General features: G+C 32.8%; 23 protein-coding genes. 19 read left to right on the top strand and 4 right to left on the bottom strand.

Annotated features, from left to right (window positions below):
* Positions 1-41: 41 nt before the first annotated feature.
* From A9CBEGH2_RS09380 to A9CBEGH2_RS09310, 15 genes are all read left to right on the top strand, one after another.
* Positions 42-527, top strand: a complete 486-nt coding sequence (locus A9CBEGH2_RS09380) for a cobalamin adenosyltransferase family protein (RefSeq protein ID WP_232057275.1) — start codon at positions 42-44, stop codon at positions 525-527.
* Positions 528-596: 69 nt separating this feature from the next.
* On the top strand, positions 597-1,016 hold the full coding sequence (locus tag A9CBEGH2_RS09375) for a DUF4430 domain-containing protein (RefSeq protein ID WP_115716348.1): 420 nt from the start codon (positions 597-599) through the stop codon (positions 1,014-1,016).
* A gap of 13 nt (positions 1,017-1,029) precedes the next feature.
* Positions 1,030-1,287: a cysteine-rich small domain-containing protein gene (locus tag A9CBEGH2_RS12725; protein ID WP_118276816.1), complete on the top strand. Its 258-nt coding sequence runs from the start codon at positions 1,030-1,032 to the stop codon at positions 1,285-1,287.
* Positions 1,288-1,408: 121 nt separating this feature from the next.
* Complete coding sequence (locus tag A9CBEGH2_RS09365) at positions 1,409-2,305, top strand: ROK family protein (RefSeq protein WP_163104652.1); 897 nt, start codon at positions 1,409-1,411, stop codon at positions 2,303-2,305.
* 248 nt (positions 2,306-2,553) lie between these two features.
* Positions 2,554-3,891, top strand: coding sequence for an APC family permease (locus A9CBEGH2_RS09360; RefSeq protein WP_163104650.1), 1,338 nt, complete (start codon positions 2,554-2,556; stop codon positions 3,889-3,891).
* Between the two features lie 194 nt (positions 3,892-4,085).
* On the top strand, positions 4,086-5,075 hold the full coding sequence (locus tag A9CBEGH2_RS09355) for a nucleoside hydrolase (protein WP_163104648.1): 990 nt from the start codon (positions 4,086-4,088) through the stop codon (positions 5,073-5,075).
* An 18-nt stretch (positions 5,076-5,093) separates the two neighbouring features.
* The gene (locus A9CBEGH2_RS09350; protein ID WP_115716352.1) at positions 5,094-5,648 is read left to right on the top strand and encodes an ECF transporter S component; all 555 of its coding nucleotides are present in this window, start codon (positions 5,094-5,096) and stop codon (positions 5,646-5,648) included.
* 92 nt (positions 5,649-5,740) lie between these two features.
* Entirely contained in the window at positions 5,741-6,298 is a 558-nt protein-coding gene (locus A9CBEGH2_RS09345; protein WP_118276811.1) for a TetR/AcrR family transcriptional regulator, read from the top strand.
* 327 nt (positions 6,299-6,625) lie between these two features.
* On the top strand, positions 6,626-8,596 hold the full coding sequence (locus tag A9CBEGH2_RS09340) for an oleate hydratase (RefSeq protein WP_118276810.1): 1,971 nt from the start codon (positions 6,626-6,628) through the stop codon (positions 8,594-8,596).
* A 123-nt stretch (positions 8,597-8,719) separates the two neighbouring features.
* Positions 8,720-9,343, top strand: coding sequence for a flavin reductase (locus tag A9CBEGH2_RS09335; RefSeq protein ID WP_118276809.1), 624 nt, complete (start codon positions 8,720-8,722; stop codon positions 9,341-9,343).
* Positions 9,344-9,483: 140 nt separating this feature from the next.
* Positions 9,484-9,924 carry a transcriptional regulator, SarA/Rot family gene (locus A9CBEGH2_RS09330; RefSeq protein WP_197739428.1) on the top strand — a complete coding sequence of 147 codons (441 nt, stop codon included), beginning with the start codon at positions 9,484-9,486 and terminating at the stop codon, positions 9,922-9,924.
* Positions 9,925-9,944: 20 nt separating this feature from the next.
* The gene (locus A9CBEGH2_RS09325; RefSeq protein WP_163104646.1) at positions 9,945-11,003 is read left to right on the top strand and encodes an FUSC family protein; all 1,059 of its coding nucleotides are present in this window, start codon (positions 9,945-9,947) and stop codon (positions 11,001-11,003) included.
* Positions 11,004-11,088: 85 nt separating this feature from the next.
* On the top strand, positions 11,089-11,964 hold the full coding sequence (locus A9CBEGH2_RS09320; protein ID WP_118361057.1) for a YitT family protein: 876 nt from the start codon (positions 11,089-11,091) through the stop codon (positions 11,962-11,964).
* Positions 11,965-12,122: 158 nt separating this feature from the next.
* Complete coding sequence (locus A9CBEGH2_RS09315) at positions 12,123-14,831, top strand: EAL domain-containing protein (protein ID WP_163104644.1); 2,709 nt, start codon at positions 12,123-12,125, stop codon at positions 14,829-14,831.
* Positions 14,828-15,544: an SDR family NAD(P)-dependent oxidoreductase gene (locus tag A9CBEGH2_RS09310; RefSeq protein ID WP_178085862.1), complete on the top strand. Its 717-nt coding sequence runs from the start codon at positions 14,828-14,830 to the stop codon at positions 15,542-15,544. Before A9CBEGH2_RS09315 ends, A9CBEGH2_RS09310 begins: the two co-directional genes overlap by 4 nt.
* Before the next feature lie 29 nt (positions 15,545-15,573).
* On the opposite strand, the gene A9CBEGH2_RS09305 is transcribed toward A9CBEGH2_RS09310, so the two are convergent.
* Genes A9CBEGH2_RS09305 through A9CBEGH2_RS09295 form a run of 3 tightly spaced genes read right to left on the bottom strand, consistent with a single transcriptional unit; the run spans position 15,574 to position 16,634 of the window.
* Positions 15,574-15,855, bottom strand: a complete 282-nt coding sequence (locus A9CBEGH2_RS09305) for an ArsR/SmtB family transcription factor (RefSeq protein ID WP_118276804.1) — start codon at positions 15,853-15,855, stop codon at positions 15,574-15,576.
* Positions 15,806-16,438, bottom strand: coding sequence for a 4Fe-4S binding protein (locus A9CBEGH2_RS09300; RefSeq protein ID WP_115716360.1), 633 nt, complete (start codon positions 16,436-16,438; stop codon positions 15,806-15,808). The genes A9CBEGH2_RS09305 and A9CBEGH2_RS09300 overlap by 50 nt, the downstream gene beginning before the upstream one ends.
* Positions 16,431-16,634, bottom strand: coding sequence for an ATP-binding protein (locus A9CBEGH2_RS09295; protein ID WP_118276803.1), 204 nt, complete (start codon positions 16,632-16,634; stop codon positions 16,431-16,433). Before A9CBEGH2_RS09295 ends, A9CBEGH2_RS09300 begins: the two co-directional genes overlap by 8 nt.
* A gap of 154 nt (positions 16,635-16,788) precedes the next feature.
* Between A9CBEGH2_RS09295 and glyA the strand changes: the two genes are divergently transcribed.
* Together glyA and A9CBEGH2_RS09285 are read left to right on the top strand one after the other, a co-directional pair.
* Positions 16,789-18,018, top strand: a complete 1,230-nt coding sequence (gene glyA, locus A9CBEGH2_RS09290; RefSeq protein WP_118276802.1) for a serine hydroxymethyltransferase — start codon at positions 16,789-16,791, stop codon at positions 18,016-18,018.
* An 89-nt stretch (positions 18,019-18,107) separates the two neighbouring features.
* On the top strand, positions 18,108-18,590 hold the full coding sequence (locus A9CBEGH2_RS09285; RefSeq protein ID WP_118276801.1) for a GNAT family N-acetyltransferase: 483 nt from the start codon (positions 18,108-18,110) through the stop codon (positions 18,588-18,590).
* A 2-nt stretch (positions 18,591-18,592) separates the two neighbouring features.
* Here the strand turns inward: A9CBEGH2_RS09285 and A9CBEGH2_RS09280 are convergent, their stop codons facing one another.
* Positions 18,593-18,802, bottom strand: a complete 210-nt coding sequence (locus tag A9CBEGH2_RS09280; protein ID WP_118276800.1) for a hypothetical protein — start codon at positions 18,800-18,802, stop codon at positions 18,593-18,595.
* 533 nt (positions 18,803-19,335) lie between these two features.
* Between A9CBEGH2_RS09280 and A9CBEGH2_RS09275 the strand changes: the two genes are divergently transcribed.
* The gene (locus A9CBEGH2_RS09275; RefSeq protein WP_163104642.1) at positions 19,336-21,609 is read left to right on the top strand and encodes a choice-of-anchor I family protein; all 2,274 of its coding nucleotides are present in this window, start codon (positions 19,336-19,338) and stop codon (positions 21,607-21,609) included.
* A gap of 234 nt (positions 21,610-21,843) precedes the next feature.
* Positions 21,844-22,815 carry a choloylglycine hydrolase gene (gene bsh, locus A9CBEGH2_RS09270; RefSeq protein WP_118361051.1) on the top strand — a complete coding sequence of 324 codons (972 nt, stop codon included), beginning with the start codon at positions 21,844-21,846 and terminating at the stop codon, positions 22,813-22,815.
* Positions 22,816-22,985: the final 170 nt, after the last annotated feature.

Here is a 22,985-nt window from a genome sequence, read left to right as displayed (position 1 = left end):
TCTGCCTAAAAACAGACTTTTTTTTAGAAAAGATGGGAAGTATGGGATATTGTGCATATAGTTTTTTAGATGAAGTATCCAGTCAATGTGATTATGAAATCGCAACCGATCGTTTAGCAAGCTTTTTAGGATTAGCCATGCATTATATAAAACATATAGATAAAGAAGATTTGTTGTTTTTATGTGAAACGATTTACCATGCAAATGGCTCTATTCGTGGAAAGAATGCAATTGATGAAGAACGTTTTAAAAAAGTAGAAGCACTCTATAAAAAATATGAAGTACTATATAAAGAATTTTATCTTCCTGTTGGATGTATAGGGGCTTCTTATTTACATGTATTACGAAGTGAATGCAAGAATATTGTACGATGGATCGTAAAGATTCAAAAAGAAAAAGAAGTAGATAAAAATATATATGAGCTTTTTAACCTATTGTCAAATTTATTTTTTGTTATGGCATTATATGAAAATAAAAATGAAAATACAGAAGAATTGATATTTCAATCTTTGTCTTATGGAAATTGAAAAACACGTTCTTTTGTGAAAACAGCAGCTTCCAGAAAAGAAAAAATATAAAATAGGAGAGAGCAGAGTATGAAAAAAACAATTATTTTATCACTGGTTTTAGGATTGGGTATTATGTTAAGTGGATGCAGTGAGAAAAAAGAACCAGCAGGTGAAGAAAAAGAAGTGACACTTCATGTTGTGGTAGAAGATAAGGTAAATGGAAAAGAATTAGTGAATAAAGATATTACACAGACAGGACAAATCAATACTTTGTATGATTTTTTAGAAAAGTGTGAAGAATTGGATGTCGTTTTTAAAGATGGAAGCTATGGAGCCTACATCGATGAAATGAGTGGGTTAAAACAAGACTTTAACAAGGGACCATGGTGGCTGTATGAAAGTGACAATAACGAAACATGTAAAGAAAGTGGGATGTGTCCTGCTGTAGAAGAATTAAAGATTCAAGATGGAGATTCTTTTAAATTCTTATATACAAAGGATATGTAGAAATTAGTTTATCATGAATAGGAATTATGCATGTTTTACCAACAGGGACTGTGAATTTTTTCCTTGTCATAAAGGAATTTCGGAAGAAAATTTTAATTGCCTGTTTTGTTTTTGCCCTTTATATGTTTTAGGAACAAATTGTGGTGGAGCATATCGTATATTAGACAATGGATGTAAGGATTGCACTTTATGTACGTATCCACATGAAAGAAAAAATTATGATGCGATAATGGGGCGTTTTCCGGAAATTGTAAGCATCATGAATAAATAGAGGGTGAGTGAAAGAGTCTACAGGGCTCTTTTTCTATAAGAAAAAATAAAAACAATAGCTGTTTTCTATATTTGAAGAGGGTATAATAAAGCTATATGTATTTTAAAGGAGAGATATTGAAATGAAATATGCAATCGGAATTGATATTGGAGGAACAAATACCAGAGTAGCTCTAATCAATGAAAACTATGAAATAAAGGAAAGAGTCCAGTTTTCAACAGATGCGAATGACCCAGATAAGACAATGGATAAGATAGCAGAAACGATTCAATCTTTTGAAACAGATATCGTAGGAGTAGGAATGTCTTGTCCAGGACCTCTGGATTTAATCAATGGAAAAATTATCCAGACTCCAAATTTACATGGGAAATGGACAGGTTTTTCTGTCAGCAAAGAGTTAGAAAAAAGAATTCAAATTCCTGTATATTTGGAAAATGATGCAAATTTAGCTGCTTTGGCAGAAAGTGTTATTGGAGAAGGAAAAGACTATGATTATGTTCAGTATCTAACTGTATCAACAGGATTAGGAGCAGGACTTGTCATGCATAAAAAAATATTCACAGGGGCTCATGGTTTTGCGAATGAAGTCGCAAATAGCTGTATGAAACATGAAGGGCCAAGTCATGGAATGATTTATCCAGGAGGCATTGAGGCTATATCCAGTGGAACGGCAATTGTCGAGCGTGCAAAGAAAAAAGGATTAAATGTTGCACATGCGGGAGAAGTAAATGATTTAGCATTAGATGGAAATGTGGATGCGAAAGAAATCATGCAGGAAGCTAAGATTTATCTGGCAAATTTTATTGCGAATATACAGGCGTATATTGATCCGGAGATTTTTATTTTAGGAGGTTCTGTCGCATTAAAAATTGATGGTTTTGTAGAAGAGGTAGAAGAATTAGTAAAAATGCGAGTATTTGATGTTGTAAAACCATATGTAAAGGTACGTAAATCTACTTTAAATGAAGATAGCGGTTTGCTTGGAGCAGCTTGTTTAGCATTCTTAACTCTTTCATAGTTCATAAAACAACGATAATATAGAAGAAAGAAACAGGGTATCGTTTTTATCCTGTTTTTTATACAGATTAGGCAAAGAATATGAAACAAGAAAGCAGAGTTAAGCTGAGATTGTTGGAACATGCTTTCTTAATGATGGAATATGATTGAGGGGTATAAAAAGTAAAATTTTATAAAGAAGTAGGATTATACTATACATATAGAAGAAAACATACTATACTATCTCTATCTATTTTAGGAGGATCATGTATGCAGGAGACAAGAAAGTATGGATTGCTGATGGCAATTGCGATGGTCATTGGAATTGTTATTGGTTCAGGAATCTTTTTTAAAGCAGATGATATTCTGGTTTTAACAGGTGGAAATGTAGCTATTGGCTGTCTTGTTTTGATCATTGGTGCCGGAGGAATTATCTTTGGGGGTATCAGCATTGCGGAATGGGCAAAGTTAACCGATGATGCCGGAGGATTAATTAGTTATGGGGAAAAAGCGTATAATAAAACATTTGCGTTTTTAATCGGATGGTTTCAGATGGTTGTATATTTTCCTGCGCTGGTAGCAGTCATATGCTGGGTAGGTGCGAATTATACGATACAGTTATTTTCAAATTTTCCTATGCTGCAATCTCATGTCTGGACAATTACGATTTTCTATATCATCTTGCTTTATCTGGTAAATACATTTTCTCCAAAAATTGCAGGTTACTTACAAACTTCTTCCATGATGGTAAAAATGATTCCTTTGTTTTTGATTGGAATTGCCGGATTATTGTTTGGAGATCCATCCTATTTACAGCTTCATTCTGTAGATGGGGCAGGTATCGTAGCGGGAAGCAGTGCGATTGTGGCGGCAGCCTTTTCTTATGATGGATGGTCTGTTGCACCAAGTATTTGCCATGAAATAAAGAATGCGAAACGAAATCTTCCACTTGCCTTAACAATTGCGCCAATCATGATTCTTTTTGTTTATTTGTTATATTTTTTAGGAATTACATTTTTATTAGGACCAGAAAAAGTTATGGAATTGAAAGATGGGGCATTTGAAGCAGCTGCATCCATGCTGGCAGGTCCATTTGCCGCAAAGCTTCTTCTTGTAACCGTTGTTATATCGGTACTTGGAACATGCAATGGTATTATTTTAGGAAGCTGTCGTATTCCACATGCACTTGCGATTCGAAATGAAATTCCATTTAGTAACAAAATAGCGAAACTCCATGAAAGATATGAAGTTTCTATTTTATCTAATTTTACAAGCTGTATATTTTCCTTTTTATGGCTGTTTATTCATTATTTAACTGTCGAAAATCCAGCGATTCAAGCCTTAGGAATGGATGTATCTGGACTTCCTATCGTTATCATGTATATCTTTTATTTCCTTTTATATATTGGTGTATTACGCTATGCATGGAAGGGTGGTATACAAAGTAAATTTTTTGGATATGTATGTCCAGTTCTAGCATGTATAGGAGCATTGATCGTTATTTATGGAGGATTATCTTCTTCAAATGGGAAAATGTATCTAATTGTTTCTATCTTGTCGCTAGCTAGTGGATACTTGATTCTTTTATACAAAAAAAAGAAAGCATAAAATTCTAAGCTTTTTATTTACAAGTTTTGTTTTTCTATGGTATATAATTACATACACTGGTTTCAAACCTCCCAGTATAATAATAGGCAAATGAAAATTTATAAATGTAGGATATCTTACTTTTTTCGTGACTTTGCTTATTATCAAAAATAGGTAAAGTCTTTTTTATTGAAATATAGAAAGTAGGAAGATATATGAAAAGAAAAATTATTATCGATTGTGATCCAGGCATTGATGATAGTCTTGCGATCATGATGGCACTAACATCAAAAGAGGTAGAAGTTTTAGGAATTACGATCGTATGTGGAAATGCGCCTGTACAGATGGGATTTGAAAATATAAAAAAAGTGTTAAAACATATGAATCGATTGGATGTACCTGTTTATCTGGGAGCAGATAAGCCATTAAAGAAGGAATATGTTAGTGCTTTGGATACCCATGGGGAAGATGGACTGGGAGAAAGCTTTTTAGAAGAAGTAGAAGGATATGAAACTTCTATTACTGCTGTAGAGTTTTTATCTCAGACATTAAGAAAAGAAGAAAATTGTTCGCTTATTGCGATTGGACCTCTTACCAACTTAGCACATTTGATTCAACAAGATAAAGAAGCTTTTTCTAAGATTGCTATGCTGGTGTCTATGGGAGGAACGTATAAATCGCATGGAAATTGTTCTCCTGTAGCGGAGTATAACTATTGGGAAGATCCAGAAGCTGCCGCAATTGTTTATGAGGAAATGGCGAAGATTGGAAAACAAATACATATGATTGGATTAGATGTTACACGTAACATCGTGTTAACACCTACCTTATTATCTTATATAGAAAGACTGGATCCTGTTCAGGGAGAGTTTATTCGTAAGATTACAAAATTTTATTTTGATTTTCATTGGGAATGGGAACATATCATTGGATGTGTAATCAATGATCCACTAGCAATCGCTTATTTCATCAATCCTGCTATTTGTTCTGGCTTTTCATCCAATGTACAAATAGAAACAGATGGCATTTGCAGAGGACAAAGTGTGGTAGATGCTTATGATTTTTATAAGAAAGAAAAAAATGCTGTTGTATTAACAGAAGTCGATGTACAGGAATTTTTCTATATGTTTTTAGAGTGTATTCTTCATAAACATAAAGAAGAGCTTGATTTGTTAGAAAGTTTGCTTGTACACACATATGCGTAAACAAAAGGAGGTATCCGCATGAAACAAAAATTTACAACTTACCATATTACGATACTTGCCTTTGCGATTGTGGTGAATATCGTTGGTGGACAAATTGCGTTGATGTTAAGACTTCCTATTTATCTAGATAGTATGGGAACTATTTTGACCTCTATTTTATATGGCCCTGTCTATGGTATGTTGACAAGCTTATTAAGCGGGATTATTCTTGGAATCACCGTAGATAGTTATGCTTTATACTTTGCACCTGCAGGGATGCTGTTTGGTTTATTGATGGGAATCCTATGGAAAAAGAAGGTTGATAAAACATGGTGGATCTTTGTTGTAGCTTTATGTGTAAGTGTTCCTACATCTTTTGTAAGTGCAGGAATTAGCGCATATCTATTTGGTGGAATTACTTCTTCTGGTTCCAGCTATCTGGTACAGCTTTTATCAAAAACACCTCTTGGTTTAACGCTTAGCTGTTTTATCGTACAGTTTTTTACAGATTATATAGATCGTGTAGTAGAAATAGGTTTGATTTTACTTGTATTAAAGAAACTTCCTAAAAACTTTATAAAAAAGAAAATCTAAAAATAAAGTATGCAGATATTATGGAATGAATAAAGTCTTTCATTTTTTACTGTTTATATCTATAATGCTTTTATAAAGAAACAGGTGAGGATATGTCAAATCGAACAAAACTGGATTTAGAAGCTGCCTTAAAAGACTGTATGTTAAAGAAACCATTTCATAAAATAACGATACAGGATTTAACGGATGCATGTCATATCAGTCGTATGAGTTTTTATTATCATTTTAAAGATTTACATGATTTGGTGGAATGGGTATGTGTAGAGGATGCAAAACAGGCATTGCAAAATAAAAAACATTCTGAAAACTGGCAGGATGGACTCCTTCATGTATTTGAAGCTGTTTATGAAAACAAGCCATTTGTAATGAATGCATACTATAATATTTCCAGGGAACAAATTGAAAATTTTCTATTTAAACTGGTACATGATTTGATCATGCAGGTTATTGAAGAAAAAGCGAAGGACGTCCAAATTAGCGAAGAACAGAAAAACTTTATAGCGAATTTTTATAAATATGGTTTTGTAGGAGTCATGCTTGATTGGATAGCGGATGGAATGAAGGAAGATTATCATTTGATTGTAGAAGATATGCGCATTGCGTTAAAGAATACAATTACAACATCCATTCAAAACTTTACAAAGAATTAGCATGAAAAATATTCTGATACAAAAAAGAGAGGATTGCCGTCCTCTTTTTGCTTTTGGTTGAATTACCAACCTCTTCTATGACATATATATTATAACAAACTTTGTCTGTGAGGATACGATTTCTAAAAACTTTCTAGGAATGAGGTGAAGGAAGATATCACTATATTGTAATGGAAATAACATTATAAATATAATTACAACAGCAATCAAAACTTTACAAATAAGGAAGTTTGATAAAAAATTTATCATTCTTGTATAAGTGTAAATGTATTTGCGTGATGATTTTGCGTATGATAAGACTGTCGATAAGAAAGGTGGTCGTATCCTATGAAAAAGAAAAGTATAGCAATGGCTGCTGCGGCTACAGCAGCATCTACCGGAGCTGTTTTAATGGCAGCAAAGAAAGTACAGCAAAAAAACAAAGAACAAAAGGCAAAAAAAGAAGAAGATATTAAAAATTATCGAAACACAGAACTTGGGAAACATGATAAAAATAAAAAAGGTATTTATTACACAAATGGGAATTATGAAGCATTTGCACGTCCAAAAAAACCAGAGGGAGTAGAGGATAAGCATGCATATTTAATCGGAAGTGGTTTAGCAAGCTTAGCTGCGGCATGTTTCCTTGTTCGTGATGGACAAATGCCAGGAGATCATATTCATATTTTAGAGGCAATGGATATTGCTGGTGGTGCTTGTGATGGTATTTTTGATTCTACACGAGGATATATTATGCGTGGAGGAAGAGAGATGGAAAATCACTTTGAATGTTTATGGGATTTATTTCGAAGTATTCCATCTTTGGAAGTTGAAAATGCATCTGTACTAGATGAATTTTATTGGTTAAATAAAGAGGATCCAAACTATTCTTTATGCAGAGCTACCATTCATCGTGGAGAAGATGCACATACCGATGGAAAGTTTAATTTAAGTCAAAAAGGGTGTATGGAAATCATGAAGCTCTTTTTAACAAAAGATGAAGATCTATATGATAAAACAATTGAAGATGTATTTGATGAGGAAGTATTTAACTCTACGTTCTGGCTATATTGGAGAACAATGTTTGCGTTTGAAAACTGGCATAGCGCATTGGAAATGAAACTGTATTTCCAGCGTTTTATTCATCATATTTCCGGTTTGCCTGATTTTAGTGCATTGAAGTTTACACGTTATAATCAATATGAATCCTTGATTTTACCAATGCAGAAGTATTTGGAAAAAGCAGGTGTTGATTTTCAGTTTCATACAGAAGTAACCAATGTTGTGTTTCAATGTGATGAAAACAAAAAAGTTGCACAGGCAATTGAATGTAAGGTAAATGGCGTAGAACAAGGTATTGTATTAAGTGAAAATGATTTGGTGTTTATCACAAATGGAAGTTGTACGGAAGGAACGATTTATGGTGATCAGGACCATGCGCCAAATGGAGATGCGGAGGTAAGAACAAGTGGCTGCTGGAATTTGTGGAAAAACATCGCAAAACAAGATCCAGCATTTGGACATCCTGAAAAGTTTTGTTCCGATATCGCAAAAACAAATTGGGAATCCGCCACAATTACAACGTTAGATGATAAAATCATTCCTTATATTACTAATATTTGTAAACGAGATCCTAGAACAGGAAAAGTCGTTACCGGAGGAATTGTAAGCTGTCAGGATTCTAGCTGGCTGTTAAGCTGGACAATTAATCGTCAGGGACAATTTAAAGCACAGGATAAAGATAAGGTTTGTGTTTGGGTATATGGATTATTTACCGATGCGATTGGTGATTATGTAAAAAAACCAATGAAAGAATGTACAGGAAAAGAAATTACGATGGAATGGTTGTACCACATAGGTGCACCAGTAGAGCAGATTGAAGATTTGGCAGAACATTCTGCTGTTTGTGTTCCTACCATGATGCCATATATCACTGCTTTCTTTATGCCAAGAGCCAAAGGAGATCGCCCTGATGTCATTGTGGATGGTGCAGTGAACTTTGCCTTCTTAGGACAGTTTGCGCAAACTCCAAGAGATACCGTATTTACAACAGAATATTCCGTAAGAACTGCTATGGAAGCTGTTTATGGTTTATTAGGAGTTGATCGTGGTGTTCCTGAAGTTTGGGGAAGTGTGTATGACATTCGTGAACTTTTAGATAGCTCTGTAAAATTAATGGATGGAAAATCCCCATTGGAAATCCGTTTGCCTGGACCATTAAATATGTTGAAAAAACCTTTACTTAAAACAATACAGGGAACCGTAATTGAAAAAGTATTAAAAGATCATGATGTGTTAAAAGAGGATATGATGTTTTAAGAAAACATAAAACATAAGACTGCTGTTTGTATTAGTGAAGTTAGGCATATCTATTTACAAATCAATCTTTTGGGTACATACTAAAAAGAGAAAGTAAATATAAAATTGAAGGAGGTATTACTTATGAATCAAAAAGCGTTTTTTAATTTAAGTTATGGTTTATATATTATTTCCACAAGTCATGATGGAAAAGATGCAGGCTGTGTTGCGAATACGCTTCAACAGGTAACTTCTTCTCCACAGCAGATGGCAGTAACCTTAAATAAAGATAATTATACAGAGCAGTTAATTGAAAAATCTGGACGTTTTTGCGGTGCTGTTTTAACACAGGATACAGATATGGAAATGATCAAAACATTCGGTTTTCAATCCAGTAAAGATGCAGATAAATTTGAAAAGGTAGAATTTAAACGTGATGTGCATGGGATAGCATATCCTATACAAAATGTGGCTTCTTACTTTAGTGTAAAAGTTGTACAAAAAGTGGATTTAGGCACTCATGTGATGTTTATAGGTGAAGTAGAAGATGCAGAAGTACTGGCCGAAAAAGAAGTGATGACCTATGCATATTATCATCAAGTAAAGAATGGAACAACACCGAAAAATGCACCAAGTTTCCAAGAAAAAACAGAGAAGAGTGGATGGAGATGCAGTATTTGCGGTTATATTTATGAAGGTGATCCACTTCCAGAAGATTTTGTTTGTCCACTCTGTGGAGCACCTGCTTCCGTATTTGAAAAGATATAAAAAGCAAATTTTTAGAAGGACTGGTTTCTTTGAAAAGAAACTGGTCTTTTTTTTCTTTTATAGGTGGGGAAAAGTTTATTGACAAGGGATAAGCATCGTCATATAATTAACAATGTTAAATAAATGGCGGGAGGGTTATTATGCAGAATATTGATTGGCAGCAAATGCTCATTTTTCAACAAGAGCTTCATCAGTTTTCCAGAAACATGCTCGTTCATAAGCAGAAGCAGTTTTTAACATCAAGTGAAAGAGAACTGTTGGCATGGCTTTATCTGGAACCAGAAAAATGTACACCCTTAATATTAAGCAAGCTTAGTGGAATGAAAAAAGAGGCCGTTAGCCGCTGCTTAAAACAGCTTTATGAAAAAAACTGTATTCAAAAACAGAAACAGACTTCTGATGAAAGAAGTTATGTGATTTCTCTTAGTGAGACAGGTTTAAAAGAGTTAAAAAAAGATTATGAAATTATGTTACAACCTTTTTATGATCTATGGAGAAGTATGGGAGAAGACTTTGAACAATTGTTTGTTTTAATATCCAGGGCAAATGAAAAAATGCAGTCTTTATCTATCGATGAATAATAAAAAAGGGGGTATATACATTGAAGTTTTATGATTTATTACAGCTTGATCCAGCTGGATTAAAAAGGTTGATTGACAAAAGCGAATCGAAAAAGCAACGTGGTTTTTTATGGGCAGCCATGTTTTTTCGCTCTATTTTACTTGTATTGTTTGCGATTGTTTTTATAGCTCCTTTATCTAGTGTCTTTGGGAAAGAAAACAATGCGATGGCAGTTTCAATGTTTTGTATTTTACTGGCTGTTCGTTTTGTGGATTTTGGATATTGTATCAAAGATTCTCTGATAAATTTGGGCATTGTTTTTTTACTGCTGCTGATTTCACCGGTTTTAAGTTATTATGTAAATCCTTTGTTTGCATTTTTCATTCATTTTTTATCCTATATCGTTATTTTATTTATTACCTGCGACAAACCAGAAATGGGGAATGGTGGACTATATAGCTTTGCGTATGTTTTTCTTTGCGGCAATCCGGTACAAGGTGTATTGTTTTTCAAACGATTTCTTTTAACTTGTTTCTGTTTTCTGATTTGTGCAGCAGTTTTTTACAAGAAACATAAAGGGAAGCATACGGATATTTCTTTTCAAAGTAAAATTAAACAGTTTGATTTTTATACAAAAAAACATCAATGGCAAATTCGTATAGCTTTAGGAATTAGTTTTATCTTAACATTAGGAGCTTTTTTCCAATTGGAACGTTATATGTGGATAGGATTTGCCTGTGGTTCTTTATTGTCTGATCATAATTTTGAAACAAAATTAAAAGAAAAGTCAATGCATAGAATTTTAGGGGTATTGGCAGGATCTGCCTTGTTTTATGTGCTGTATATGCTTATGCCAAAATCAATGCACTCCATGATTGGAATTTTTGGTGGTATATTGCTGGGATTATGCAGTCAGTATAAACATAAGACAGTATTAAATTGTCTGGGAGCCTTAATGGCCGCTACAGGAATTTATGGTATTCAGGAAGCTGTTATATTGCGAATTACAGATAATCTCATTGGTGTTGTATTTGCATTTTTATTTTTCTTTGTTTATGAATTTTTAATGGAAAAGCTTTATCAAAGAAAAATGGCGTAAAATATTTCAATTCTATTAAAAATATGTAGAAATAAACTTCTTCTATCTTTATAATAGATATGTTAAGAAAACAGGGAGAAGTAGTATGAAAAAGAATCTTGTTTATGAGTATGCATTGATTAGTTTTGCGACATTTGTGATTGCGGCAGCGGTATATTTCTTTTTGATTCCTAGTAAAGTTGTTATTGGAAGTATTTCTGGACTTGCGATTGTAATTGCGGAGCTGGTACCACTATCTATTTCTATGATTACGATGATCTTAAATGTAATCTTGTTAGTGATTGGATTTTTACTTCTTGGAAAAGAGTTTGGAATGAAAACGGTATATACCTCTTTGTTGATGCCTATATTTATTGCGGTATTTGAACAGTTTATTCCATTAAATGGTTCTTTGACAGGAAGCAGTATTTATGATATTGCAGCAGATATCTTACTGGTGGCGTTTGGGCAGGCAATCTTGTTTAATGTGAATGCATCTTCCGGCGGGATTGATATACTTGCGAAAATTTTAAATAAATACTGTCATATTGAAATAGGAAAGGCTGTTTCTGCAGCAGGTATCGTTACTGCCATGACATCCATCCTTGTATATGATATAGGAACATTGATTATCAGTATTCTAGGAACTTTGGCAAATGGGCAGGCAGTAGATTATTTTACAAGCGGGTTAAATCGAAAGAAGAAAATTTCTATTATCAGTGACAATTATGAGAAAATCGAAGACTATATTTTACATACAATGCATCGAGGCGTTACACGATATCAGGTAATCGGCAGCTACAACAAGGAAACCAAAGTGGAACTGGTAACAATTATGGATACAAATGAATATAAAAAATTATTAGTGTTTCTACATCAGTATCCTGAAAAAGTATTTGTTACGGTATCTAATGTAAGTGAAATTTTAGGAGAATGGAATTCTAGTCCGTTCTTAACTTCCAGGGCATCAAGTAAAAAATAAAAGATATGACGGGTTTGATGAAAATATCATTGAACCTGTTTTGATGTTTACAATTTCTATGCAGGAAGTTTTCTTGCTTTTTTTACATAACTTGTTATTATATTCTTTGAGTAGTATATACGATTAAATGAAGATTTATGATAAAGGGGGATATTGTTTTGTCTCAGGATAAAAATATAATTGATTTAGCAGCTACATGTATACAAAAGTGTATGTCTATACAGGAAACAGAAAAAATTATTCCATATATTCTTTCTTATATGATATCAGCTTTTCATTGTGAGAGAAGCTATGTATTTGAAAAAGATGCAGAGGAAAATACATTCACAAATACATATGAATTCTGTGCAGAAAATATTAGCTCGCAGCTGCATCAGCTGCAGAAGGAACCAATGGAGACTTTTTTATGGTGGTTTGATGATTTAAAAGTGAATGACTATGTTTTGATTGAAGATATCGAAAAAATAAAATATACATATCCAGCATCGTATGCTGCTGTAAAATCACAGGATATTCATTCTTTGATTTCTTTGCCTTTACGTATTCATAATGAAATTGCAGGTTTTATAGGAGTTGATAATCCATCAAAACAAAATATACAATCTGTTGTTGAGTTTCTTAAACTGATAAGCGGCTATGTACTTTTAGTAATAAAAAACAGAGACCTAAACAATAAAATGAAATATACAAGTTTACATGATCCACTAACGACAGCATATAATCGCTATTCTTTTCAGGAAGATATAGAAAACAGCGCCTCATGGCTTTCTGCAGGACTTATATACTGCGATATAACAGAACTAAAAAAGGTAAATGATCATTATGGTCATGCGGCAGGAAACAAGCTGATTTTACATTGGTATAAGATTTTAGAAAATGTTTTTACAAAAGATAAGATTTATCGATTAGGTGGAGATGAGTTTATCGTTCTTTGTATAAACAATAAAAAGGATGAATTTCATGAAAAAATACAGAAATTAAAAAATACAATTCAAGAAGATACCTTTCACTTAGCAATTGGCTGTGTTTGGAGTGAAGATAAAAACAAGAACATACATGAATTAATGAAACAAGCGGATTGTTTGATGTATGAGGATAAGAAGAAGTACTATTCCTTTTTGCGTTCTGGTAGCCGAAACGATTATAATTTGATGTATGATGCTACAGCGGCAAGTACTTTTACGACATTTTTAAAAAACAATTTTTTCGATACAGAATTTTTATTAGATTCTCTAAGTGATTCCAGAGTTCCTTATTATGTTTTTGCTGGGGATTTACGTTCTAATATTTTTTATATTACAGATAATATGAAAGAGAAATTTGGGTTTAAAGAGAATATCGTATTTAACCTTTTCTCTGAATGGAGAAAACGAATTTATAAAGAAGAAGATGTGCATATTTATGATGAACAGATAGAGAATATCATGAATGGAAAATGTTTATACCATGATTTAAAATATCAGGTAAAAGACTGCCATGATAATTTGATTTGGATACATTGTCAGGGAAAAGTTAAATGGGATAAAGAAAAAAAGATACCTTTGTTTTTTTCAGGAACTGTGTCTCATCAGGAATATGATTTTATTATTGATAAAACAACGAATTTTCCTAGAGAACATGTATTGATGAACAATATGCTGATACCTGTACAAAAGGATACAGATATGTATGCTATCGGGTTTTCTTTAAATAGCATTAGAACTATAAATGAAGCTTTAGGAAGAAAGAAAACAGATTCTATCATTCGTCAAATTGCATATGCTTTACATGAGAAATTTTCTAACAGTAGTTTTTTTCGCCTGGATGGAATGCGATTCATGGCTTTGTATGAAGCAAAGGATGTCGAAGAAATCAAAAAATTTATGGTAAATGTACATAAGATCATAGAGTATTATTATAATTTATATAATGTTGGCATAGATAGTCCTTGTTCTATTGGATATTTAAAATGTGATCCAAAAGATAATCCGGAAGTTATTTTAGAGAAAACATTAAATGTTATTCGATTTGCGAAAAATGAATTTGATAAAGAATATGTAGAATATGCAGATGACAATATTTATAACTACAAAGAAGATTCTAAGGTTTTCTTATCTTTAAATTATGATATCCAGCATAATATGAATAACTTTCATCTGGTGATACAGCCAATCATAGATATGAATACGAATGAGATTATTGGAGGAGAAACGTTATTAAGATGGAAGTATAAAGGACAAAATGTACCTCCACAAAGATTTATCCCATTACTGGAAAAGAGTAAACAAATTGTGAAAGCGGGTAAATGGATACTTGACCAGGCTTTAAAAAATGTAAATAGAATTCGCTGTTACTATTCTGATTTTAATATCTCAGTTAATGTTAGCTATGTGCAAATATGTGAAGAAGATTTATTTTCTTATATCCATGACACTTTAAAAAAATATGATCTTCCAGGCTCTGTATTAACTATAGAGCTAACCGAAACACATTTTGATGAATATCCAGAAAAGCTTCAGGATTTTATTGGGAAATGTCAGTCTATTGGTATACGCTTTGCATTGGATGATTTTGGAAGTGCATACTCCTCTTTATCGTTGTTATTTAAATATTCTGCAAATATTGTGAAACTAGATAAATCTTTGTTGAAAGAATTACATAATTCAAAGGATAATGAAAAGCTTTTAAAGGCAATTGTAAATGCCTGTCATGAATTTGGAAAGAAAGTGTGCATGGAAGGTATTGAAACAGAGGAAGAACTTCATTTTACAAAACGTGTATTTGCGGATACACTTCAGGGATTTTATTTTTATAAACCAATGGAATTACAGGATTTTTATGAAGTTATGAGTGCGAAATATAATGAAGAAAAGGATATACAGTCATGATAAAAAGAGTGTTAATTACAGGTGGAGCTGGTGGAATTGGAAAATATTTGGCATCCGCATACAGCAAAGAAGGATATGAAGTGTTTGTGCTTGACAAAGAATTATGTTCATTTCAAGAAAAAAATATCCATACATTTCAGGTAGACTTATGTCAAAGCGATGGAATTAAAAAATGTTTTCAACAAATACAGGAACAGTTTGGATGTATTCATATTCTTATTAATAATGGAGCAGTTAGTAAATTTCATAAGCCTGTGAATGAGATTGGAATAGATGAATTTAGCGAAGTGATTCATACAAACCTAATTGGTGCTTTTGTTTGTTGTAAAGAGTTTGTTAAACAGCATGATACTTCCTGTTTTGGAAGAATCATCAATATAGCATCGACACGTTTTCATCAAAATGAAAAAGACTGGGAGGCATATGGGGCATCCAAAGGTGGTTTGGTTTCTCTAACGAATAGTTTATGTGTTTCCTTAAGCAATACTAATATTACCGTTAATGCGATTAGTCCTGGCTGGATTGAAACAGAAGATTATGAGCATTTAACATTAGAGGATCATAAGCAGCATCCATCTGGAAGAGTTGGAAAACCACAGGATATTGTCAATGTCTGTCTATTTCTTAGTAAAGAAGAAAATGATTTTATCAATGGGGCAAATATCATCGTCGATGGTGGAATGACAAAGAAAATGATCTATGTAGAAGAATAAAGGCTCTTGTACGATGGGTACAGGAGCCTTTACTTGCAATAGAATTCTTTTAAGGTTTTCATAACACTAAGAATACGTGTATCTAAAATTTTATAATATACATGTAATCCATGTTTTTCATTATCGATTAATCCAGCCAAGCGAAGGGCAGAAAGATGCTGAGAGAGTGCCGGCATACTAATGCTTTCTATTTTTTCGTGCAGTTCACTAACCGTTTTTTCTCCTTCTTCCAACATACATAAAATCATTAATCGATAAGGATTAGCGATTAGTTTTAGTAGCTGTGAAACTTCTTTCGCTTTCAATTCCATCAATATCACCCTTGTTCTTTAATTTACAGATTGTTTGCGTCATCGTTCCCATTGGGCAGTAGGCGCACCATGTACGTGGTCTGTATAACAACATAGTTATAAAGCCTAAAACACTAGATGTCAACATAATGCTGTACATACCAAAGGCAAATTGCGCAAAACCATCCGATAATAGCGTTCCCTGATAGGCAAAACTCCATGGAAGTTTAAATGTCCATAAAACAGTAACAACTTCTTTTAAATTTTTTGTTTGAGAGAAAACTTGTATGGTTGTGATGATCATGAAGGAGAACATCGTCATAAAAAAGATAAGAAATGCATAGCGAAACCATAAAGAAGATAAAAACTTCGGTGGTTTTTTCTGTCTGGAAAGTTTCAGTTTATTTCCTAAAAGATTGAAAAATTGTCCTCGTCCGCAATAACGATTACAAAAAGATTTATTCCCTTTCCATACCGCAATAACCAAAGGAATCATGAATTCAATCATACCAAGCCAAGCAAACAGGATATTAAAAAATCCAAGGAATAAATAGAATGGTGTATAAATCCATAAATAATCATACCAGTGTTTTTTCTTATGCATGTAACATCTCCCTTTCTTTTATTTCAATAATACCAGCTGGACATGTTTTCTCGCATAAACCACATCCCACACAAGAAGAAGGTGCAACAATCGCCTTCTTTCCATTTTTTACTTGAATGGCTTGTCTTGGACAAATATTCATACAGGCACCGCAGGCAACACAGTTTTTCCCTACATAGGCAATAAATTTTGACATAGCAAAACTCCTTTCGTATTTAAGAATATACTTAAATAACAGAAATGTCAATCCTGTTATGAAAAAAGGGCATTACTCATGCATACTTATAAAAGTCTATGATAAGATAACAGTGAAATCATACAATTGAAATGTGTGGAAAAGGGAGGCACTTATGAAAGATAAGCAAATACAGGAAGCAATTTTAAAAGAAAGAGAACGTCAGTTATATAATATCGAACTTATCGCATCGGAAAACTATGTATCAAAAGATGTATTAGAGGCAGCCGGAAGTATTCTTACGAATAAATATGCGGAAGGGTATCCATCCAAACGTTATTATGGTGGATGCGAACATGTCGATGTGGTAGAAGATATTGCCAGAGAACGTGCGAAAAAATTATTTGGGGCAGAGCATGTGAATGTACAGCCGCACAGTGGTTCACAGGCAAATATGGGTGTGTATATGGCAGTGTTAGAACCAGGAGATACAGTTTTAGGGATGAATTTAACTGCTGGAGGACATTTAACGCATGGACATCCATTGAATTTTAGTGGAACCTTATATAACTTTGTAGATTATGGGGTAAAAAAAGAAGATGGACGAATTGATTATGAGGAAGTAAGAGAAAAGGCCTTAAAAGAAAAACCAAAATTAATCGTTGCTGGTGCCAGTGCGTATCCTCGTATCATTGATTTTCAAAAGTTTAGAGAAATTGCGGATGAAGTCGGTGCTTATCTAATGGTGGATATGGCACATATTGCCGGACTTGTGGCAGCAGGATTGCATCCAAATCCAGTTCCTTATGCAGATTTTGTGACAACAACGACACATAAAACACTTCGCGGACCTCGTGGCGGTATGATTTTATGTAAAGAAAAATATGCAGCGTTACTGGATAAAAAAGTATTCCCAGGAATGCAGGGTGGACCTTTGATGCATATCATTGCCGCAAAAGCAGTATGCTTTGAAGAAGCGTTGCAGCCGGAATTTAAAACCTATGCAAAACAAGTCATTGAAAACTGTCGTGTTCTAGCGGATACTTTAAAAGAAGAAGGGTTCCACATTGTGAGTGATGGAAGTGATAACCATTTATTGCTGGTAGATGTGAAAGGAAGTATTGGCATGACAGGAAAAAGAGCGGAGTATCTGTTAGATGAAGCTGGTATTACCTGCAATAAAAATACCATTCCATTCGATGAAGAAAAACCATTTGTCACTAGCGGAATTCGTTTAGGAAGTGCCGCAATGACAACACGAGGATTTAAGGAAGAACAATTTAAACAGGTAGGAAAATGGATTGCGAAAGTATTAAAAGAAGATAATGAAAAAGTATGCCATGAAGTACGAGAAGAAGTACGTGCTCTTACCAAGCAGTATCCACTTCCTAATGAAGTAGAATAAGAAAGTCGTGTTTACGGCTTTTTTATTTTGTAGATGGAAAAGATGACAGGCGTTTGTAGTATAATATAAAAATAAAAGGAGAGAGAATGATGGAAATATATGTACGCAAAGCCGAAGAAAAAGATATAGATAGAATCCTAAGTTTATTGAAGCAGGTTCTGGAAATTCATGCAGCGATTCGTCCAGATATTTTTGTTAGCGGAACGACGAAATATACGAAAGAAGAATTAAAGATGATTTTTACAAATGAGGAAACACCAGTTTTTGTAGCGGCAGACAGAAATGATACTGTTCTTGGATATGTATTTTGTATGTTGCAGGTAACAAAAAACTACACAAATATGAAAGATCGAAAAACGCTTTATATTGATGATTTATGTGTGGATCAAAACCATCAGGGCAAACATATAGGAACAACTTTGTATGACTATGTGATAGAGTATGCGAAAAAACAGAATTGTAATGATGTAACATTAAACGTATGGGAAGGAAATGATAAAGCTCGCTTATTTTATGAAAAAATAGGAATGAAAGTTAGAAAAACACAGATGGAGTATTTGTTGGAGGAATAGCATTAGGAAAATTCATCTGCTTTAAAATCTCTTTCATAAATAACATAGTCATCCGTTTCTTCAATTAACCTTGGGTTTTCATTTATTTGTATGTTTTCTATTCGTACATCATCACTAATTTCTTCTACATATAAAAAATAAAAGCTATAGGCATATTTAGCAAGTAACATAAGAGATAGAAGTATGATAATGTATGGGAATAATTTCTTCATTTTATGCACCTCTTTTTGTTTCTTTCTACAGGAAGTATAAAATAAAATTCTATACTTGTATTAAAAAATTTATAAAGAAGTATAAATTTTTATAAGAGGTATACATAAAAAGAAATGAAGAAGTGAAATATTGCATAGAGGATGTATAAACATCACAGTGATTTATCCTTATCTGCCTTTGATAAAATTTTATTTAATACTATGTAAGTCGTATTACCAATTGCTTTTTTCAGTGGGTTTAATTTACATGGATAATAATAGGGAAGTGATAACCACCCTTTTTCTTTCCAGTATATTTTATCTGGTTCTGTAAGGTTTTGAAATATTGCTTTTTAAGTGTTATGATTGAAGACCTTTGCTAGTGTTTTAGAGATGGTAAATATGAAGGTTGTTATATAAAAATGACAACGCAGTATGGATTTTATTTTTATGATGTTACTTAAATTTACATTCTGTTCATATAAAGTTTACATGCTCATAACAAATGAATTTTCTGCTTACTGTATAATTCATTTGTAATGGAGGGGTTCATAATGAACAAAATGAAAAAAATTATATTAGGAATGTTATTAAGTGGTGGAGCGACATCTTCTCTTGTTACACCACTATATGCAGAAAATTTAAATGTAAAACAAAATCTTCAAAGTTTTGTTGAAGATGCACAATTAACATTAAAAAGAGAAAGTACATTAAAGCTTGGAGAAGCAAACGCAGATGGTGGAGTTGCAGAAATTGTTTCATACAGCAGTAAAAAAGGGTATGCATATGTTGTAAATGGACAAAGTGGAAAGCTGGATATCGCCAAAGTAAAAAATGGAAAGCTAGAATTGTATAAATCTGTAGATGTAAAAACAATATTAGAAACAAAACTTGAAAATTTTGCATATGGAGATATGACAAGTGTTTCTGTAGATGATATAAATGGAAGAATTGCAGTGGCAATTCAAGAAGAAGCATATAACAAAAATGGGAAATTGGTTGTCTTGGATTATGAAGGTAATTATATTACTTCTTATGAAGCAGGTGTACAGCCAGATATGATTACCTTTGCGGATAATGGGAATTTGATTTTATCTGCTAATGAGGGAGAACCAAGAGAAGGATATAAGGATGATATGTCTAATGATCCAAAAGGAAGTGTTACGATCGTGGATACAAAAACAGATACAGTAACACATGCCGGGTTTGATAATTTTACTGCAGAAGAACTGTTACAAAATCAAGTTCTTTTAGGAAAGGTAAAGAATAAAACAATTTCTCCATCTACTGATTTAGAGCCGGAATATATCAGTGTTTCTCCTGCACAGGATAAAGCATATATTACCTTGCAGGAAGCAAATGCCATTGCGGAATTAGATTTGCATACGAAAACAATTACGAAGGTAAAAGGTTTAGGATTAAAAGATTTATCAAAAGAAGAAAATGCGATTGATTTGCAGAAAGATGAACAATATGATCCAAAAACATATGATGCATTGGCGGCTTATATGCCAGATGCGATTTCAAGTTATGAGTATAATGGAAAAACATATTTGGTAATTGCAAATGAGGGAGATGCCAGAGAATGGGGCGACTATTGTAACGAAGTTAAAATTAAAAAGAAAGATAACTTGAAAGAAGTATATAAAGATATTGAAGATGCACGTATTTTAGACAGTGATCTAACTGCAGGAATTCCTAGTGACAAGCCAGTGTTGTTTGGAGGTAGATCCTTTGCGATTTTAGATGCGGAAAATATGTCTATAGTATATGATAGTAACAATGATTTTGAAGAAAATACAGCAAGGTTTTTACCAGAACAATTTAATGTTTCTAATGATGATATTGAACTGGAAAGCAGAACAATGAAAAAAGGACCAGAACCAGAAAGTGTTACGACTGCTCAGATTGGAAAAGAAATGTATGCATTTATTGGTATTGAACGTACAGGCGGTGTCATGGTATATAATGTAACAAATCCAAAGGAAGCAAAATTTGTAAACTATATGAATTCAAGAGATTTTTCAACAGATCTAGGGGAAGACAATTCTCCAGAAGGTTTAACGATTATTCCGGCAAAAGACTCTGATACAAAAAAACCTATTCTTTTAGCTGCATGCGAAGTTTCTGGAAACCTTGTAAGTTATTCTATTGATGGAAAAGATGTGGCATATAATCCATATCAAGATGTGATTGATAAAATTGAGAATGCAAAAGCAGGTGAAACTATTGATGTGAATGAATTAAAAGAGGGACATATTCTTGATGCATCAATTTTGGAAGCTGCGAAAGGGAAAGATGTAAATATACATGCTGTATATAAAGATATAGAAATCATGTTTCATGGGAAAGATATTTTAAATACAAAAGATTTTGCACTGGATTACGACTTGAATACAGAAAAAGAAAACGTAACATTTGCATTCCAAAATGTATTACCAGGAAAAATAAGTGTGAAATTATATACAGAAAATGTATTTCAGTTAACAGAAGTGAATAAAGAGGTTTTATTTACAAACAATGGTGTAGCAGGAAGTTTAAAATTGTTGGAAAATGGAAAAGTAGAAATTTCATTTACTGCAGATGAGAAAAAGCCAATTGTAATTTCTTATGAAAATACACAGCAAGATAATACAAATGTTTCTGAAGATAATACACAACAGGATAAAGATAATGGAAATGTTGTAGATGATAAAAAAGAGGAAGATAAGCAGAGTGTTGAAGAAACTCCAAAAACAGGAGTGCTGTTTCATCCAGCAGCATGGTCATCTTTTATGGGCGCAGCAGCTGCAGCAATGCTGTATACTAGAAAAAAACTAAAAAAATAATGTTTAAAAAGTTCTATCTATTCAGGTAGAGCTTTTTAACATTTATAGAAGATTTGTTTAAGATAGATAAAAAGAGTTATACTAAAAAAGAGGTTTTGTAAAATATATGTGCAATGCATCCATATCTTTTGGTTAATATAAAGAAGAAATAGTATTTTTTAATATTTATAAATAATATCAGATGGGAATGGTAAATATATAATAAGAAATCATGATAAAGGAAGGTGGAATTATATGTGTACATGTATTGTAATCAAAGAAAAAGATAAATATTTTGGGAGAAATTTAGATTTAGAATATACTTTTAATGAGTGTGTGGTTATTACACCCAGAAATTATCCATTTTATTTTCGAAATAAAGAAGTGATTCATCATCATTATGCAATGATTGGTATGGCTACTGTTGTGGAAGGATATCCTTTGTATGCGGATGCTATGAATGAAAAAGGACTAGCAATGGCAGGACTTAATTTCCCAGGAAATGCACACTATTTTTCATGGGATGACAAGAAAAACAATATTACACCATTTGAATTGATTCCCTATCTTTTAAGTAAATATAGCAAGGTGGAAGAAGTAAGGCTGGCACTTGAAAATATACAACTATTGGATGAATCGTTTAAAAAAGAAATGCCGTTAGCACCTCTTCACTGGATGATCACTGATGGAGTAGATAGTGTAATCATAGAATCTACCAAAGATGGCTTACATGTGTATGATGATATATATGGAGTACTAACAAATAATCCACCATATGAATATCATAAATGGAATATGTACAATTACTTGCATATGAGTCCTGCATATCCAGATAACAAGGTAAGCAGACATGTAGATTTAAAGCCTTATGGAAATGGATTTGGCAGTATTGGTATACCAGGAGACTGTTCACCTGCATCACGCTTTGTACGTGCCTGCTTTGTAAAAGATAATTCTGTTTTTGGTGATGATGAAGAGGAAAATATCACGCAGTTTTTTCATATTTTAGATGCTGTTTCCATGGTAAAAGGAAGTGTTTTAACACAAGAAGGTAAAATGGATTATACAACCTATTCCTGTGGAATGAATCTTACAAGAGGAATGTATTATTATAAAACTTATGAAAATAATCAGATAACTTGTATAAAGCTATTTGATAGAGATTTAGATACAGAAACGTTATATACGTTTGAATTAAACAGAAAGCAAAATATGGATATAAGATAGGTATATGGCAATAGATATTGTTTTAATAGTTTTTTTCTTGAGATAAGTTAAAGTCAGTATGTATTAGAGATACTTTTTGAGTATTCCTTTGAAAAAGAACAGTGATGATTATATCGCATCGCTGTTTTTATATACTCACTTAAAGTGAAAGAGTAAGATTAAAACCATAT

The organism is Amedibacterium intestinale (assembly GCF_010537335.1).
GTDB classification, from domain to species: domain Bacteria; phylum Bacillota_I; class Bacilli_A; order Erysipelotrichales; family Erysipelotrichaceae; genus Amedibacterium; species Amedibacterium intestinale.
The sequence above is the reverse complement of the archived record's forward strand: the minus strand, read 5'-3'. Positions and strand labels throughout refer to the sequence as shown.

What these genes read in the sequence shown, in the direction of transcription:
- A9CBEGH2_RS09380 (WP_232057275.1), top strand. Translation starts at nt 42, where the DNA reads ATGGGATATTGTGCATATAGTTTTTTAGATGAAGTATCCAGTCAATGT.
- A9CBEGH2_RS09375 (WP_115716348.1), top strand. Translation starts at nt 597, where the DNA reads ATGAAAAAAACAATTATTTTATCACTGGTTTTAGGATTGGGTATTATG.
- A9CBEGH2_RS12725 (WP_118276816.1), top strand. Translation starts at nt 1,030, where the DNA reads ATGAATAGGAATTATGCATGTTTTACCAACAGGGACTGTGAATTTTTT.
- A9CBEGH2_RS09365 (WP_163104652.1), top strand. Translation starts at nt 1,409, where the DNA reads ATGAAATATGCAATCGGAATTGATATTGGAGGAACAAATACCAGAGTA.
- A9CBEGH2_RS09360 (WP_163104650.1), top strand. Translation starts at nt 2,554, where the DNA reads ATGCAGGAGACAAGAAAGTATGGATTGCTGATGGCAATTGCGATGGTC.
- A9CBEGH2_RS09355 (WP_163104648.1), top strand. Translation starts at nt 4,086, where the DNA reads ATGAAAAGAAAAATTATTATCGATTGTGATCCAGGCATTGATGATAGT.
- A9CBEGH2_RS09350 (WP_115716352.1), top strand. Translation starts at nt 5,094, where the DNA reads ATGAAACAAAAATTTACAACTTACCATATTACGATACTTGCCTTTGCG.
- A9CBEGH2_RS09345 (WP_118276811.1), top strand. Translation starts at nt 5,741, where the DNA reads ATGTCAAATCGAACAAAACTGGATTTAGAAGCTGCCTTAAAAGACTGT.
- A9CBEGH2_RS09340 (WP_118276810.1), top strand. Translation starts at nt 6,626, where the DNA reads ATGAAAAAGAAAAGTATAGCAATGGCTGCTGCGGCTACAGCAGCATCT.
- A9CBEGH2_RS09335 (WP_118276809.1), top strand. Translation starts at nt 8,720, where the DNA reads ATGAATCAAAAAGCGTTTTTTAATTTAAGTTATGGTTTATATATTATT.
- A9CBEGH2_RS09330 (WP_197739428.1), top strand. Translation starts at nt 9,484, where the DNA reads ATGCAGAATATTGATTGGCAGCAAATGCTCATTTTTCAACAAGAGCTT.
- A9CBEGH2_RS09320 (WP_118361057.1), top strand. Translation starts at nt 11,089, where the DNA reads ATGAAAAAGAATCTTGTTTATGAGTATGCATTGATTAGTTTTGCGACA.
- A9CBEGH2_RS09310 (WP_178085862.1), top strand. Translation starts at nt 14,828, where the DNA reads ATGATAAAAAGAGTGTTAATTACAGGTGGAGCTGGTGGAATTGGAAAA.
- A9CBEGH2_RS09305 (WP_118276804.1), bottom strand. Translation starts at nt 15,855, where the DNA reads ATGGAATTGAAAGCGAAAGAAGTTTCACAGCTACTAAAACTAATCGCT.
- A9CBEGH2_RS09300 (WP_115716360.1), bottom strand. Translation starts at nt 16,438, where the DNA reads ATGCATAAGAAAAAACACTGGTATGATTATTTATGGATTTATACACCA.
- A9CBEGH2_RS09295 (WP_118276803.1), bottom strand. Translation starts at nt 16,634, where the DNA reads ATGTCAAAATTTATTGCCTATGTAGGGAAAAACTGTGTTGCCTGCGGT.
- glyA (WP_118276802.1), top strand. Translation starts at nt 16,789, where the DNA reads ATGAAAGATAAGCAAATACAGGAAGCAATTTTAAAAGAAAGAGAACGT.
- A9CBEGH2_RS09285 (WP_118276801.1), top strand. Translation starts at nt 18,108, where the DNA reads ATGGAAATATATGTACGCAAAGCCGAAGAAAAAGATATAGATAGAATC.
- A9CBEGH2_RS09280 (WP_118276800.1), bottom strand. Translation starts at nt 18,802, where the DNA reads ATGAAGAAATTATTCCCATACATTATCATACTTCTATCTCTTATGTTA.
- A9CBEGH2_RS09275 (WP_163104642.1), top strand. Translation starts at nt 19,336, where the DNA reads ATGAACAAAATGAAAAAAATTATATTAGGAATGTTATTAAGTGGTGGA.
- bsh (WP_118361051.1), top strand. Translation starts at nt 21,844, where the DNA reads ATGTGTACATGTATTGTAATCAAAGAAAAAGATAAATATTTTGGGAGA.